At 40.0% G+C, this 15,567-nt stretch carries 16 protein-coding genes and 2 other annotated features (1 of these 18 only partly in view); of the genes, 5 read left to right on the top strand and 11 right to left on the bottom strand.

Annotated elements, in window-relative coordinates; all coding sequences use genetic code 11:
* Positions 1 to 16 (bottom strand) — a binding site (T-box leader) (it extends 220 nt beyond the left edge of the window).
* A 35-nt stretch (positions 17 to 51) separates the two neighbouring features.
* Positions 52 to 282, bottom strand: a binding site (T-box leader).
* A gap of 69 nt (positions 283 to 351) precedes the next feature.
* Positions 352 to 627 (bottom strand): UPF0223 family protein, encoded by a 276-nt coding sequence (locus AC0VX1_RS07590; RefSeq protein WP_048687073.1) that lies wholly within the window; start codon positions 625 to 627, stop codon positions 352 to 354.
* A gap of 57 nt (positions 628 to 684) precedes the next feature.
* Positions 685 to 1,644 (bottom strand): NAD(P)H-dependent flavin oxidoreductase, encoded by a 960-nt coding sequence (locus AC0VX1_RS07585; protein ID WP_413008682.1) that lies wholly within the window; start codon positions 1,642 to 1,644, stop codon positions 685 to 687.
* 377 nt (positions 1,645 to 2,021) lie between these two features.
* On the opposite strand from AC0VX1_RS07585, the gene AC0VX1_RS07580 reads away from it, so the two are divergent.
* Entirely contained in the window at positions 2,022 to 3,479 is a 1,458-nt protein-coding gene (locus AC0VX1_RS07580; RefSeq protein ID WP_413008680.1) for an aminotransferase class I/II-fold pyridoxal phosphate-dependent enzyme, read from the top strand.
* 144 nt (positions 3,480 to 3,623) lie between these two features.
* Here AC0VX1_RS07580 and AC0VX1_RS07575 read toward each other — a convergent pair whose 3' ends face one another.
* A complete protein-coding gene (locus AC0VX1_RS07575) occupies positions 3,624 to 3,749 on the bottom strand; it encodes a GapA-binding peptide SR1P (protein ID WP_081108747.1) in 126 nt (41 codons plus the stop codon).
* 587 nt (positions 3,750 to 4,336) lie between these two features.
* Here AC0VX1_RS07575 and AC0VX1_RS07570 point away from each other — a divergent pair.
* Complete coding sequence (locus AC0VX1_RS07570) at positions 4,337 to 4,771, top strand: DUF1885 family protein (RefSeq protein WP_057279026.1); 435 nt, start codon at positions 4,337 to 4,339, stop codon at positions 4,769 to 4,771.
* A gap of 26 nt (positions 4,772 to 4,797) precedes the next feature.
* Here the strand turns inward: AC0VX1_RS07570 and AC0VX1_RS07565 are convergent, their stop codons facing one another.
* The 7 genes from AC0VX1_RS07565 to AC0VX1_RS07535 all read right to left on the bottom strand — a co-directional run bounded on the left by AC0VX1_RS07565 (position 4,798) and on the right by AC0VX1_RS07535 (position 12,498).
* The gene (locus AC0VX1_RS07565) at positions 4,798 to 5,625 is read right to left on the bottom strand and encodes a polysaccharide deacetylase family protein (protein ID WP_475470623.1); all 828 of its coding nucleotides are present in this window, start codon (positions 5,623 to 5,625) and stop codon (positions 4,798 to 4,800) included.
* A gap of 44 nt (positions 5,626 to 5,669) precedes the next feature.
* Complete coding sequence (locus AC0VX1_RS07560) at positions 5,670 to 5,927, bottom strand: hypothetical protein (RefSeq protein ID WP_306804763.1); 258 nt, start codon at positions 5,925 to 5,927, stop codon at positions 5,670 to 5,672.
* Positions 5,928 to 6,198: 271 nt separating this feature from the next.
* Positions 6,199 to 7,611: a dihydrolipoyl dehydrogenase gene (gene lpdA / locus AC0VX1_RS07555; RefSeq protein WP_053534295.1), complete on the bottom strand. Its 1,413-nt coding sequence runs from the start codon at positions 7,609 to 7,611 to the stop codon at positions 6,199 to 6,201.
* Between the two features lie 3 nt (positions 7,612 to 7,614).
* The gene (locus tag AC0VX1_RS07550) at positions 7,615 to 8,973 is read right to left on the bottom strand and encodes a dihydrolipoamide acetyltransferase family protein (RefSeq protein WP_034314061.1); all 1,359 of its coding nucleotides are present in this window, start codon (positions 8,971 to 8,973) and stop codon (positions 7,615 to 7,617) included.
* 120 nt (positions 8,974 to 9,093) lie between these two features.
* Positions 9,094 to 10,071 carry an alpha-ketoacid dehydrogenase subunit beta gene (locus AC0VX1_RS07545; RefSeq protein ID WP_034314063.1) on the bottom strand — a complete coding sequence of 326 codons (978 nt, stop codon included), beginning with the start codon at positions 10,069 to 10,071 and terminating at the stop codon, positions 9,094 to 9,096.
* A gap of 3 nt (positions 10,072 to 10,074) precedes the next feature.
* A complete protein-coding gene (pdhA, locus tag AC0VX1_RS07540; RefSeq protein ID WP_475470619.1) occupies positions 10,075 to 11,190 on the bottom strand; it encodes a pyruvate dehydrogenase (acetyl-transferring) E1 component subunit alpha in 1,116 nt (371 codons plus the stop codon).
* A 645-nt stretch (positions 11,191 to 11,835) separates the two neighbouring features.
* On the bottom strand, positions 11,836 to 12,498 hold the full coding sequence (locus tag AC0VX1_RS07535) for a YkyA family protein (protein WP_096338301.1): 663 nt from the start codon (positions 12,496 to 12,498) through the stop codon (positions 11,836 to 11,838).
* Positions 12,499 to 12,708: 210 nt separating this feature from the next.
* Here AC0VX1_RS07535 and AC0VX1_RS07530 point away from each other — a divergent pair, with 210 nt between their 5' ends.
* Both AC0VX1_RS07530 and def read left to right on the top strand, forming a co-directional pair.
* Positions 12,709 to 12,864: a YjcZ family sporulation protein gene (locus AC0VX1_RS07530; RefSeq protein ID WP_063576945.1), complete on the top strand. Its 156-nt coding sequence runs from the start codon at positions 12,709 to 12,711 to the stop codon at positions 12,862 to 12,864.
* 238 nt (positions 12,865 to 13,102) lie between these two features.
* Positions 13,103 to 13,657, top strand: a complete 555-nt coding sequence (gene def / locus AC0VX1_RS07525) for a peptide deformylase (protein WP_413008673.1) — start codon at positions 13,103 to 13,105, stop codon at positions 13,655 to 13,657.
* A gap of 47 nt (positions 13,658 to 13,704) precedes the next feature.
* On the opposite strand, the gene AC0VX1_RS07520 is transcribed toward def, so the two are convergent.
* Positions 13,705 to 14,472, bottom strand: coding sequence for a Cof-type HAD-IIB family hydrolase (locus tag AC0VX1_RS07520; RefSeq protein ID WP_095680025.1), 768 nt, complete (start codon positions 14,470 to 14,472; stop codon positions 13,705 to 13,707).
* 882 nt (positions 14,473 to 15,354) lie between these two features.
* Between AC0VX1_RS07520 and AC0VX1_RS07515 the strand changes: the two genes are divergently transcribed.
* Complete coding sequence (locus AC0VX1_RS07515; RefSeq protein ID WP_034314070.1) at positions 15,355 to 15,564, top strand: DNA-dependent RNA polymerase subunit epsilon; 210 nt, start codon at positions 15,355 to 15,357, stop codon at positions 15,562 to 15,564.
* Positions 15,565 to 15,567 lie beyond the last annotated feature (3 nt).

The following is a 15,567-nucleotide window of genomic DNA, read 5'->3' as shown; positions in this document are numbered from 1 at the left end:
CATTCATAGATTTAATTATCATTTTCATAAAAACGCAAAAAGGGCCCTCATCCAAAGGACGAGGAACCCGTGGTACCACCTTAATTAGCTAAATTAGCTCACTTTACGGCATTAACATGCCTATCTCCATTAACGATGAGATAATCGCCAAAGCCTACTCCGTTCATCCGTTTCGGTTTGGGGCTCGGAAGTCCATTCGCTTAATTTCGTTCACCAGTTTTCAGCAACCACTGGCTCTCTGCAGAACATCATTAAGGTACTCTTCTTCGTCACTGCCTTTATCTTTTTCTTGATTATTATGTTAAAACAATCTTTTCAGTAAGTCAATGGAGTTTTCGAAAAATTATATTTTTAATGTTTCATTTTTATCCATTCCCCGTCATCGATTCCTTTTGCCTTCTTAATGACAAGATAGGCTGAATAGGTGCTGACTGACTCGAACTCATCCGTATACTTTTTTTCATCCGCCTTGCCGGGGACTATTTCCTTGAATCTTCGGTAAGCCTTCATGAATTCTTCCTTTTGTATCTTATTTTCATAAGCCTTTTCTACTGCTTCAAAGAATTTAATCACATCTACGATTTCGTCAGTAGACCAATCAAGATCCATTGGATATTGATAATCCATATCCTAAACACGCTCCTTCTAGATAGTTTTTCATGTTGTCCGGCGGACCATGCATCATCAGTCTGCCCATTTTGACCGAATTGCTCCCGCCTGGTCGATAATCCGACTGAATAGTTCAGCAGTCGATGGTACATCATGAATCAGCCCCATCACTTGTCCAGCCCAGGCAAAGCCTTCACCCTCGACACCGTCATGAATATAACGCTGATTCGCTTTTCCACTTATGTATTCCTTCAATTGTTCATATCCGCCGTTTTCTTTTTCAATATCAAGAATCTTATCGGTCCAGCTGTTTGCAATTACCCTGGCTGGTGCACCAATGGACCGCTTGATGATAACGGTATCATTTTCCGTGCCGGAAACCAAGGCATTTTTATATAATTCATGTGCATGAACACACTCCTTGACAGCTATGAAACGTGTTCCCATCTCGATTCCTTCGGCACCAAGCGCCAACGCTGCCATCAAACCTCGACCATCGCCAAAACCACCAGACGCGATGACTGGAATTTTAACGGAGTCCACAACTTGAGGAATTAACACGGAGGTTCCAATATCATCACGCCCTAAATGTCCTCCGCCCTCCTGACCAACTACCATCACTGCATCTGCACCAAGCTGTTCAGCCTTCATTGCCTGCCTTCTTGCAGCAACGAGCACCAGTTTTTTCACTTGAGTGCCTTTAACGTAATCAAGAAAAGGGCCAGGGTTGCCGCCGGTTACGGAAACAGCTGCAATTCCCTCTTTCAAGGCTGCTTCAAGCATGTGTTCATAAGGCCTCCCATGCTGGCCGATCGCAAAGTTCACACCAAACGGTTTATCCGTCAATGATTTTGTTTTTCTTATTTCTTCTATCAGCTGCTCCGGGGTGTCCAAGGACATTGCCGTCACCTGCCCTAGCCCGCCTGCATTCGACACTGCCGCAGCCAGGTCGGCATATGCTAAATGGGCCAATCCCCCCTGTATAATTGGGTATTTAATACCTAACAAATCGGTCACACGCGTTTCCCACTTCAAACTCCTCATCTCCCTTTTCATTTGCTGGATTGTTTATTTAGCTGAATCCAAATCATTAGCTTCATTATGGCAAATATTGTTTACCCGTTCAATTTTTAACTCACACATACAATATAAAAAAAGAAGAATTCTTGAGTAAATCAAGTTAATACTAGAAAAATGGATATTTATAAACTGCTGATAATTTTATTGGGCTCTTTAAAGACAAATCACTCTAGGCATTTATTATAAGACGTGCTATAATTCATATGTTTTATGTCTATCCACAAGCTTACTAACCATACAAATGGAATCGGAGAAACATACGATCATTAATAGAAAGGGAGTAAAACCTCCCATATTTCGTACCTATTTTACTGAAAAGGGGCCACAAAGAATTGTCACAGAATGAAACACCCTTATACACTGCCTTATTGCAGCATGCAAAAAGAAATCCCGTTCAATTTCATATTCCAGGTCATAAAAAAGGAAAAGGAATGGACGCTGATTTCCGTAATTTCATTGGAGAAAATGCATTATCGATAGATTTAATCAATATCGCTCCACTCGATGATCTCCATCAGCCAAAGGGGATCATCAAACAAGCTCAGGATCTTGCCGCTGAAGCTTTTGGGGCAGATCACACATTCTTTTCCGTTCAAGGAACAAGTGGAGCAATCATGACGATGGTCATGACAGTCTGCGGACCTGGGGACAAAATCATCGTCCCAAGGAATGTACATAAATCCGTAATGTCTGCCATTGTATTTTCCGGAGCTGTTCCCATTTTCATCAATCCTGAAATAGACAAAGATTTGGGCATTTCACACGGAATCACCGTTGATGCCGTTGAAAAAACTTTAAGGGAACATAGCGATGCAAAAGGATTGCTTGTCATCAATCCCACCTATTTCGGCATTTCGGCTGATTTGCAAAAAATAGTGGAAGCTGCCCATTCCCACCAAATCCCAGTACTCGTAGATGAAGCACATGGTGTCCATATACACTTCCATGAAGACTTGCCGATGTCAGCCATGCAGGCTGGAGCGGATATGGCTGCTACTAGTGTTCATAAACTGGGCGGTTCACTAACGGGGAGTTCCATATTGAATGTTAAGACTGGATTGGTTTCCGCAAATCGTGTTCAAGCCATATTGAGCATGCTCACAACCACCTCAACCTCCTATATCCTTCTGGCTTCCCTGGATACGGCTAGAAGACAACTTGCGACAGTGGGCAGGGAAATGATCGATGAAGCGATCAATCTCGCAGGGTATATCCGTGAGGCCGTTAATGAGATTCCTTATCTTTACTGTGTCGGCAGCGAAATTCTCGAGAGCGAGGCAGCCTTTAGTTATGATCCGACAAAATTGATCATATCCATCAAGGAATTGAATATTACCGGATACGACGTTGAGAAATGGCTTCGTGAAAAGCATAATATCGAAGTGGAACTTTCCGACTTGTACAATATCCTTTGCCTGATAACACCCGGAGACACAAAAACAGAAGCGGACCTGCTGATCGCTGCCCTTAGAGACTTAGCGGATGAGTTTAAGGAAATGGCGGCTGAACATGAAAAGATCGAAGTCCTGCTTCCTGATACACCACCGCTGGCTTTATCACCCAGGGAGGCATTTTATGCAGAAACCGAAGTGGTTCCCATTGAGGAATCTGTCGGCAAAATCAGTGCTGAATTCATCATGGTTTACCCGCCTGGAATTCCGATCTTCATTCCAGGAGAATTGATTACTGAAGATAATATCAATTACATCCGGAAAAACATCGAGGCTGGACTTCCGGTTCAAGGCCCTGAGGACCCAGAAATAAAACATTTACGCATCATAAAAAATTGATTATCCCATCAAACCAGAGCAGAGTACTGCTCTGGTTTTTTTTTAACCTTTTATTATTAAGCACTGGCTTCTATAAAAAGGGTGCTCCAGGTTACAACCCTGAAACACCCTTACATTCTATTAATCTTGAAATCTTTTTTCCATTTATTTTTCAGAGGCAGCTGTATCACAGCATTGGCAGTTGTGATTATGTGTGTATAATACACTTACTTTCTCATCTTCAAAATGTTCAATCGTGCTATTGCAAGTTTGACATACGATAGTTCCCATTTTTACAACCCCTTCCCCTATATTGTATGCATCATTGATATAATGTAACCGCTTTAAATGAATTATAATATAACACATTTATTATTTCAAGCTAAAAAGTATAACATATATACTTTTTCTCACTTAATGAACGATCATGTTGAAAGAAATGGATTCCAATCGTTCGTTAGACTCATTCTTTTTTTTAGGCTCTTTTCATAAAGATTGTTGTTTTTAAAACGAAACTATTTAAGGTTGATTGGAGCGGAAGTGCGAGACTCCTGCGGGAGCAGCGGGACAGGTGAGACCCCACAGGCGTTTACGCCGAGGAGGCTCACCGCCCGCACCAAGGAAAGCGAGCATCTGGAGGGGAAATCAACCACAACTCACTACTTGGTAAATAGCAATAAAGTATGCGAAAACAGCCTTTTTTAAAACACGGGAATTTATTTATAAAGGTCCCTGGACTCAGTGCATCACACTCCTTGCTTTGGGATGGCAAGGGTGAAAAAGGAATTTCGCCTTTTCATTTACATATAGATAGGTATATAATACATCCATAAAATGTTAAAATATTCTTACATCTTATCGATTGAAGGGGGATCTACATGTCTGAAAATGCCTATATCAAACTCGTTCCCGAGTCCGTGAAAGGAACTGTAACCATCGAAGACGTGAAAGAATTGCTGAACTATTATCAAATGATTACAGCGAAAACCGGAAAGCAATTGGATTGGGACTATGATAAGAAAGCATTTCCTTATGAAATGAAAGAACCGGAAAGAATGAAGGATAAGGCCATATATCTCCAAGCCAAAGAAGATCGATATCACATGATATTGATAGGAGTTGACCAAGAAGTCGTAAAGGATGAAGATGGATCAGATCGGATCCAATCCTATATCCAATTCACCCTCCCTGAAACAGCAACTTTCGGTGATAAGGGAAAAGCTAATGAATTGTGCAAATTCCTTGCAAAGAAATTACGGGCGCAGCTACATCTCTTCAATAAACGGGTGATGTATTATTATCCGAGGAAATAAAAAAACCTGCGAATGCCGAAATTGGCTCAAGCAGGCGTTTCAATTAATTTTGGATCAAGGAACTCATAGCCTTTCTTTTGAAAACCTTTCACGATATCCTCTATCGCTTCACTCGTCCATTTCCGGTCATGCATCAGTAAGTTCGCCCCATTTCCCAAATAAGGGCTGTTCAACATGATTTCCGTTAAAGCTTTTTTATCCTGATACTCTTTTTCCCAGTCATAGCCGTAAGTCCAATTCATGACCAACATTTTTTCTTTCTCAGCGACTTTTTTTGAATGCTCGGTATTCGAACCAAATGGCGCCCTGAAGTACTTAGGGCGTACCCCTATTATTCCCTCAACCAAATTGTTCAATTTTACGATTTCCCGCTCTTGTTCCTTTTCGTTCAACTCTTTTAAATTTACATGGGAATACGTATGATTTCCTATGGAAAAACCCATTTCATGAATTTCTTTCAGCAACGCTTTATTTTCATCATTTTCAAGAAAGTGACCGTTCACGAAAAATATCGCAGGTACTTCTAGTCGCTTCAGGGTTTGGGCGATTGCCAGGGAATATTTATCAGGTGCATCATCAAATGTCAACAACACAACTTTCGGATTTGCATCCCCAATCGGTTTAAATGACCAATTCTCTTTATCCACCCGATATTCTGCCTTTACATCCCCTTCGCCAATCGTCTGTGACGTTTCTGTTTCCAAATCTTTCTCTTGCTGACTTTCATCTTGGACCGTTGTCGTCGTTTCGACACTTTTTTCACTCTCATTTTCAGTTTGATCGGAACTCGGGTCATTACAAGCCATCAATAAAAATGATACTAATGTAAATAATGCCACTACTTTGTTAAACATGATACCTCCGTGGTTTTATATGTCATCGAAGCTTACGTAAAAATTCAATATACGGGTACCAGCGTTTCCAAAAGGATTTGCAAAATCCCGTAACATAATAGACTTATCACGGTAACAAGCATGGTTCGTCTATTGGATTTTAAAATCATTTTACCAATGTAAATGGCTAGATAAGAAAAGACCAGAAACATGAATACTTTGAAAACGAATCGATCGTTAACAGACAGCCATTCAACTAATGTATACCCGCTCCAAACGATTAGTTGAAAGAGGATTACCAGATAATTTTTCAAGTGATCCACCCCATTTTAATATGAATATATCAGCCATGATCTTTTTATTGGCAAAAAATATTCTTTAACAAATCGCTCATCTTATTTTTTATCCTTTATGGCCTTTTTCAAACCCTTTCAAGGAAAAAAGTAAGAAGTCCTTTTTATAGCTTATGCCCTTTTTGTCCATTTCATTTAACTAGTGAGAAGAAATTCATGAATGGGAGTCATCCTTCATTTTTTTAATCCGGCCAATAAAAAAAGCGTACTGCATTTAGCAGTACGCTTTTATAAATCTTAATTACTTAATGATGTGAATAGGAGTTCCAAGGGCAACTTCAGCAGCTTCCATTGTGATTTCCCCTAAAGTTGGATGTGCATGGATTGTCATCGCAATATCTTCGGCAGTCATTCCTGCTTCGATAGCCAAACCTAGTTCTGCAATCATATCAGAAGCATTTGGTCCTGCAATTTGTGCTCCAATAACCAATCCGTCTTCTTTGCGAGTGATAAGCTTCACAAATCCGTCCGTATTATTTAATGAAAGAGCACGTCCATTTGCAGCGAATGGGAATTTAGAAGCAAGCGCTTCGATTCCAGCTTCCTTCGCTTCTTTTTCATTATAACCGACAGAAGCAAGTTCCGGTTCAGAGAATACAACAGCCGGAATAGCAAGATAGTCGATTTCAGATGAATGTCCAGCAATGGCTTCAGCTGCAATTTTACCTTCATAAGAAGCTTTATGAGCTAACTGAGGTCCAGAAACGATATCACCGATTGCGTAGATGTTTTTCACGCTAGTACGGCATTGTTTATCCGTTTCGATCAAACCGCGGTCAGTCATTTTGATTCCGACTTGTTCCAGGCCGATTTCAGCAGTGTTTGGACGACGTCCAACTGTTACTAAAACGTAATCGGCTTCAACTTTTTTCTCTTCGCCTTTTACTTCATAAGTAACGGTTACACCTGTATCAGTTTCTTCCACGCCTTTGGCATTTGCTTTAGTAACAATTTCAGCACCTTTGTTTTTAAGGTTACGCTTAACAAGTGCTGCCATTTGTTTTTCAAAGCCTGCAGAAAGGATTTCTTCTGTACCTTCAAGGATCGTCACTTTAGTGCCAAAGCTAGCGAATGCTCCGCCAAGCTCAGTTCCGATGTAACCTCCGCCGATTACCACGATCGAACTTGGAACTTCTTCCAAAGCAAGAGCGCCAGTTGAATTAAGTACGCGTTTCGTATATTTAAATGACGGAATCTCGATTGGCGATGAACCAGTTGCGATGATTGCGTTTTTAAATGTATATGTTTGGGCTGAGTCATCATTCATAACACGGATGCTGTTTTCATCAACGAAATAAGCTTCGCCAGTTACAACATCAACATTATTGCCTTTTAACAGGCTGCTTACACCGCCAGTTAATTTTTTTACAACAGTACCTTTCCAAGCTTGTACTTTAGAAAAATCAACAGTAACTTTTTCTGCAAAGATACCCATATCTTCTGAATGCTGAGCTTCATGGAAACGGTGTCCAGCCGAAATTAAAGCTTTCGATGGAATACAGCCTACATTCAAACAAACTCCGCCGATTGTTCCTTTTTCAACGACCGTTACTTTCTGTCCAAGCTGTGCTGCGCGAATTGCGGCAACATATCCCCCTGGGCCTGAACCGATTACTAAAGTATCTGTTTCGATTGGAAAATCTCCTACTACCATTGTTTACGCCTCCATTAACAATAATTCTGGGTCGTTCAATAACTTTTTGATATGATTCAATGCATGTTGAGCTGTTGCTCCATCAATCATGCGGTGATCAAAGCTCAGTGATAATGCCAGAACTGGAGCGGCGATAATTTCCCCGTCGCGTACAATTGCTTTTTCGGCAATGCGTCCAATCCCTAGAATGGCAACTTCTGGATGATTGATAACAGGTGTGAACCATTGACCGCCTGCGGAACCGATATTCGTAATGGAGCAAGAAGCACCTTTCATTTCGTTAGGAGCCAATTTGCCGTCACGGGCTTTCGTCGCTAATTCGTTAATTTCTTGTGAAATAGCGAAAGTTGATTTACGATCTGCATCTTTTACAACTGGAACGAGCAGTCCTTTGTCTGTGTCTGCCGCAATTCCGATATTGTAATAGTGTTTATGGATAATCTCACTAGCTTCATCATCAAATGATGTGTTAAGCATAGGGAATTCACGCAATGCACTTGTTAACGCTTTAACAACATAAGGTAGGAAAGTAAGCTTGATTCCTTTTTGTGCAGCAATTTCCTTGAATTTCTTACGGTGAGCAACCAATAGCGTCACATCGACTTCATCCATTAATGTAACATGCGGAGCTGTCTGCTTGGACTTAACCATTGCTTTTGCGATCGCTTTTCTCATACCGCTCATTTTCTCACGAGTTTCAGGATATTGCCCTTCTGGAATTGAAACTTTTTGTTTTTCGGTTGTTTCCGTATCATTTTGTTGTGAAGCTTCACTTTGAGCTGCTGGTTGCTGTGGAGCGGTTTTGCCGTTTTTGAAAGCATCAATGTCTTCCTTCATGATGCGGCCGTTATCCCCAGAACCAGTGATCTCACGAATATTTACCCCTTGTTCGCGTGCATATTTCCTGACAGAAGGCATGGCGATAATACGGCGTGAAGGATCTGCCTCAACCTGTGGTTGTGCTCCCGCGCCCGTTACTCCGCTATTTTCTTGAACCGGAGCAGCCTCTTTCTTGACTTCCTGTCCAGCTTCAGCAGTTGCTTGAACCTGGGCCTCCGTATTCTTCTCGCCTTCTGCCTTCGCTTCTTCTCCATGATCCCCTTTAAACTGAAGATTTTCATAACCTGGAGCATCGAATGTTACAAGTACATCGCCAACAACGGCAACCGTTCCTTCTTGAACAAGGATTTCTTCAACGGTACCTTCCACCGGTGATGGGATTTCAACAACGGCCTTATCGTTTTGAACCTCGCAAAGCACGTCATCTTCTTGTATCTTATCTCCTGGCTTTACAAACCATTTCACTATTTCACCTTCGTGTATACCTTCTCCGATATCAGGGAGTCTAAATTGGAATGCCACTGAGTTCAACCTCCTATATTAAATCATACTTAGTGCTTTGAATAAAGTCCTTTATCTTGCATTACCGTTAATGCAAAATCACTTTCCCGAGCAGGACATTCATTCCATTACTTAAGATTGTTAAAACTTCAAGACTTTAGTCGCCGTTTCAATAATGTCTTTATAATTAGGGAGCCATACTGTTTCAGCTTGTGAAAACGGGAATACCGTATCAGCTGCCGCCACGCGCAGTACTGGAGCATCCAAGCTCAAAATGGCACGTTCGTTAATTTCCGCTACGACATTCGCTGCTATACCAGCTTGCTTTTGTGCTTCTTGAACAACGATAGCGCGTCCTGTTTTTTCTACAGAAGCAATGATTGTATCGATATCCAATGGTGATACAGTCCGTAAGTCGACCACTTCGACGGAATGACCATCCTTAGCCAATTCCTCAGCTGCCTTGATGGATTCTTGCACCATCGCACCATAAGTAATAATGGATAAATCCGTTCCTTCTCTTTTCACATCCGCTTTTCCTAATGGAATTGTGTATTCTTCTTCAGGAACTTCCTGACGGAAAGAACGGTACAATTTCATGTGCTCAAGGAAAATGACAGGGTCATTATCACGAATCGCTGAAATCAATAAGCCTTTTGCATCGTAAGGAGTGGAAGGGATAACTACCTTTAACCCTGGTTGCTGGGCCATTAAACCTTCTAAGCTATCAGCATGCATTTCCGGAGTATGGACTCCGCCCCCAAAAGGTGAGCGAATTGTAACCGGTGCACTGTAACGTCCGCCTGAACGGTAGCGCATACGAGCAAGCTGACCGCTTACGGAATCCATTACTTCATATACAAACCCAAAGAATTGAATTTCAGGAACAGGACGGAAACCTTGTAAAGAAAGACCGACCGCTAATCCACCGATTCCAGATTCAGCAAGAGGTGTATCGAATACACGATCTTCACCGAATTCTTTTTGAAGATTTTCCGTTGCACGGAAAACTCCTCCATTAAGACCTACATCTTCCCCAAAAACGAGTACATTCTCGTCATTTTTAAGTTCTGTACGTAATGCTTCTGTAATTGCTTGAATCATCGTCAATTGAGCCATGGCTTACTTCGACTCCTTCTCTTTATAAATTTCATATTGTTCTTTTAAGTTATAAGGCATTTCTTCATACATGTTTTCAATTAGGTCTGTAACTTTTTGTTTAGGTTCTGCATCAGCCAATTTGATTGCTTCTTTAATATCGTCTTTGGCTTTCTCTATCGTTTCGTTTTCTAATTCTTCATTCCAAAGTTTTTTGCTTTCCAAGAACTTGCGGAAACGAACCAATGGATCTTTCAGTTCCCACTCGTTATCCATTTCGGAAGTACGGTAACGTGTCGGGTCATCCCCAGCCATCGTATGTGGTCCATAACGGTAAGTTAATGTTTCAATCAATGTCGGGCCTTCACCATTGATTGCACGTTCACGCGCTTCTTTAACGACTGTATAAACGGCTAACGCATCCATACCATCAACCTGGATTCCAGGAATACCTGCAGCCACACCCTTTTGGGCCAATGTTTTAGCTGCTGACTGCAAATCAACTGGTGTAGAGATTGCGAAACGGTTATTTTGCACGATGAAGATAGCTGGCGCTTTAAAGGCACCTGCAAAGTTAATTCCCTCATAGAAGTCACCTTGTGAGGTTCCACCGTCACCCGTATATGTAATGGCAACAGCTTTTTTCCCGCGTTTCTTCAACCCAAGAGCGACTCCGGCAGCTTGGATATATTGAGCGCCGATAATGATTTGAGGAGAAATTACATTGACGTCTTCAGGAATTTGATTTCCCTTAAAATGACCCCGGGAGAATAAGAATGCTTGCCAAAGCGGCAGGCCATGCCAAACGATTTGCGGAACATCACGATAACCAGGCAAAATGAAATCTTCTTTTTCCAAAGCATACTGGGAAGCGATTTGAGAAGCTTCTTGACCGGCAGTCGGTGCATAGAAACCTAATCTGCCTTGACGGTTCAGTGATATGGAACGTTGATCCAAAATGCGTGTATAAACCATACGGCGCATTAATTCTTGCAATTGTTCATCACTTAAATCAGGCATAGCCGCTTCATTCACGACTTCTCCCTCTTCATTTAAAATTTGAAAAGTTTCAAATTGTTCTTCTACTTTCTTAAGCTGATCCTGAACATTAATTTTAGCTTGTTTAGTTTTTTGAGCCATTTGGCACCTCATCCTTTCATTAAAAAGGTTTGCTATTATTATTCTATAAAGCAAAAATAGTTTGCTTTTTAGTTTCTTCAACAATACATTCTTTTATTTTTCCCTTAAGACCAATCCTCAAACGTGGATATGCTTAATATGTCTCAATCTTATTCTGTACCATAAAAAAAATCAAGGAAAATGATACAAGAATTTTTATAGATTAAGTTTACAAGATGAATTAACATCAAGTCAATCACTTGGAGTTCCTAATAATTTTGATTTAATGGAATTTCCAATACTCATACTTCTTCTCTGTATTAGTTTTCAATTTACAACTGTACTATTAAATTTCCCTTATTTATCAATTTAAGGATGGCGAAGGATAACATTTCAATTCCCCAGCATATCCCATCGATTCCAAAACGGCTTTAACTAAAGGCATTTGAGCCTGTAAAATAATATACGGAAAAAATATTCAAACGCTTTCATCTAAGTCTGCTGTTAGATTTTTAATTTTCGTTTTTTTTTAGTACAGGTATGAAAATTTCACATCAGGCTGGTTGCACAAAAAAAAGACCATTCTAAAATTTTTTAGCCCAAAAAAGAACTGGATTGAAAAAAATATGGGCTGTGAGTGAGGATCACAGCCCATCATTATTTATATTAATTTGTTGAATCCGCCATTTCTATGCCGGAACTATCATAAAAACTTTCTTTTTTTTGATTTGATTTTTCCGTTAATGCATTAAATTCCTCATTCGCTTTCAAAACTTTTGTATAAGAGGTATTTATTTTCTCGATTTGCACTTGTAATTCATCCATTTTCAAATCCTCTTTTTTGAAAAGCTCATATAATTCACGATCATAAGCGAGACTTTGTTGATAGGCATCATATAAATCATCATAGGTGCTATAGCGCTCACTCATGATCTTTTTCATTTCAGTCGCTTCTTTTTTTATCTTTTCGTCCTCAATTTTCCCGATTTGTTCATCTATTTGATTGAATTGTTCTTTTGAGGATTGCATACTGCTTTGTTCCTTTTCAATTATTTTTTCCCTTTCGTCGATATTCTTGGTTGCTTCATCTGAAAGCTCGACGATCTGTTCATAATCGTCCAATCCAAGTTTAATGATTTTCTCATATTTTTCTTTTTCTTTTTTCTCCAAATCATTAAGCGGCTCTTGATTCTCGGTGAAATCACTTTCCTTTTCTGCAGTTTTCTCCAGGATTTTGTGGATTCTTTCTTCCGGTGAACCATTAAAACAACCAGTCAAGGTCACTAAAGAAAGAAGTAAGATAACAAATGGACCAAAACGTTTCAACATAGACAACTCCTTCTGATAGTTCTTTGAAGATTCATGTTCCTCAATTCATTCTTAAGCCGCAGACATTTGTTACAATCATATTCCGAGCAGGTTTTTTTCATTACTGGGCGCTAGCCTACACCCTTTAAACCATACTGCATAGGCTGTAGGGACCGTTTCAAATTTGGATGGTCAGCATTTTAATAAATACAAAAACGGAGGTATGAAATTATGTATGGAGGTTTCAACCAAGAATGTTGTTATCCGGTTTCCGCTGCACCCAGCTATGGATATGGCGATGGTGGAGGCTGCGGCTTTGGAAGCGGCTTTGCCCTGATCATTGTCCTGTTCATTCTGTTAATCATCGTCGGCGCGTGCTTATGCTAACCAGGTAATTACTATTACCTTTACCCGAAAATGTTAACGATTTACCCTGATTCACAAAAAATGATAATATTTTTTAAATAGACCAACATGCAAATAAAATAATGGCAGGGATAGGAAATCATCGACTTGATTCCATCCCCTCCATTTTTCTTTCATTAAACCATTCATTAACTTTCAGCCTCTTTTTTGTTAAAATAACCCTATACATATTATAAGAATTTTTATGGGGTGAAAGATTATGCTTACCATGGATGATTTTGTTAATGAAGACGATCCAATCTTAAGGCAAGTCGCGGTAGAGGTTCCGCTTCCGGCATCAAATGGAGATAAGCAACTTTTAGCCAGCTTGATGGAATATGTCCAAAACAGCCAGAAACCTGATATTGCTGCTCTATACGGGTTAAGGGCAGGAATTGGCTTGGCTGCACCACAGGTTAATGTTTCAAAAAGGATGATTGCGGTTCATTTAAAAGAAAAGGATGATCAACTTTATAGCTATGCACTTTTCAACCCTAAACTCGTTAGCCATTCAGTCGAAAAAGCATACTTGACATCCGGAGAAGGCTGTCTTTCCGTAAATCGTCCCGTTTCCGGCTATGTGCCACGTTATGCCCGAATAACGGTTGCGGGTACGGACCTGGAAGGAAAATCGGTTCAACTCCGCCTGAAAGGCATCGCAGCCATTTGCTTTCAACATGAAATCGACCACCTTAATGGTATCATGTTTTATGATCATATCCATCCTGAAGACCCCTATGCCATTCCGGAAAATTCAATTGCGGTGGAAAGGTAACGTAATAAGCAAAACCCCCGTCTGTTGGTTGACGGGGGTTTTATTTTTTATATCAGTTCAAGTTCCTTCAAACCAAAAAGTATGCCATCATCATCGACATCCTTCGTTACAAAGTCGGCCTCTTGCTTCACAAGCTGACCGGCATTCCCCATAGCCACGCCATATCCCGCTACTTTTAACATCTCTATATCGTTTAAGCCATCTCCAAAGGCGTAAACATCCTCAAGAGCAAACCCGACTTTTTCCATTAATATTTTAATGCCTTCAGCCTTTGAACCCCCGAATGGAAGTACATCCGTCGAATACTCATGCCATCTAATGAAGTGAAAATCATCATATTTCCCAACAAAGTTCCCTTCTTCAGCTTCCGAACAGAATAATAAGGCTTGGTATATATCATGGTCCTCATAAAAATCCGCCACATGTTCAGGGTGGGGAAACTTAAGGCTGCTCAATGCTTCTTCAATTCTGCTATGATGCGGAACACTCGATTTCATTGTCTCCTCATTCATGAACACGATCGGTATTTCATTTTTTTCAGCATGTTCGTGAAGGCGTTTTATCTCAGGTTTGCTCAAAGGGTTTTTATAAACGACTTTCCCTTCAAAAACAACGTATTGTCCATTGAAACTTACAAATGTATCGATACCAAGCTCTTCCCTTAAAGACTCGAACATGAACGGAGCCCTTCCTGTGGCAATCGCTACAAAAACCCCGCTATCCTGCAGTTGCTTAATGGCTTCTTTTGTTGAAGCAGGTAACTTTTTTTCATGATCAAGCAATGTTCCGTCAATATCAAAAAATACGATTTTCACTTGCGATTCACTTCCAATTCATTCATTTTTTCCTTTTTAATATGTAACCATTTAATAATTGTCATCAAGATAAGTCAAGTAACTCTGCCGGACCCAACTCAAAGTTACGTTTTTTCTTCAGGAATGGGCATATACTATTCTTAATAGAAACCAACTCAGGCTTTCCGGATTACTCTTCTCCCATCCTTCTGCCTCTTAAATCCCAGTTGCTTGTTTGAAAGAGCCTTTTTTTTCAAAAATGGGCCTTGTACCTGTAAAGACGTATTTACATTATTGAATAATCCTATACAATAATAATTAAGGGAGCGTGATCGCCATGTTAAAAAAGCTTCGTAAAAAGCTTGTTAAACAGTGGAATGATCTTTTAAGAAAAAAATCTATCGCATGATTTGCCACTCATTCCTGCCTTGGCCGTCATCCATATGCGAATTTTTTTCGGACAGCCCTTCAAAAACTTGCGGAGGGCTTCTTCCTTGTTGTAAAGTTCTTGTTAGGCATTCTTTCTATCTTGGCTTTTATATGGTCTGGTGAATACATATTTCAATCAAAATATCAGTCGCCGTGTTTTCATGAAACGCTGCACACAGTGGTACTGTATTAATTTAGAAAGAAATCGTTTAAAAAAAGATCCCATGATTTAAGTTTTACACATGGCAAAAACGGATAGGATATAAGATAGAGGAAGCTACAATTGGATTGATACCAGATTCGGCCATCTATTTTTTTATATACTTTTAGACATTGGTATATTTAATTCATCAAACCCCTTCCGTTTTTATGGCGGAGCTGGGTTTATTTTTACATGATGTTGAAAAACATGAAAAAATTGTTGTTTTTATATATAATGAAAAAAGCAATGCAAACAAGTGAGGAGAGATTAAAATGGTTTTTAAGGTATACTATCAAGTAACCATATCAGAGGTTCCCATCAGGGAGAATACTAAAACAATGTTTGTCGAAGGTGAATCCGTTCGAGACGTTCGTTTAAAATTAAAAAAAGAACCTTATAACGTAGAAATCGTACTACCCGTAACCGGAGCATATTTAGAATATGAAAAACAAAATGAAGATTACAAAGTATTGGAGCTATAATTT

The sequence above is a fragment of the Peribacillus sp. QJM3NY_7 genome, assembly GCF_056173225.1.
Note: the sequence above shows the minus strand (reverse complement) of the source record. Positions and strands in the feature narration are given on the sequence as shown.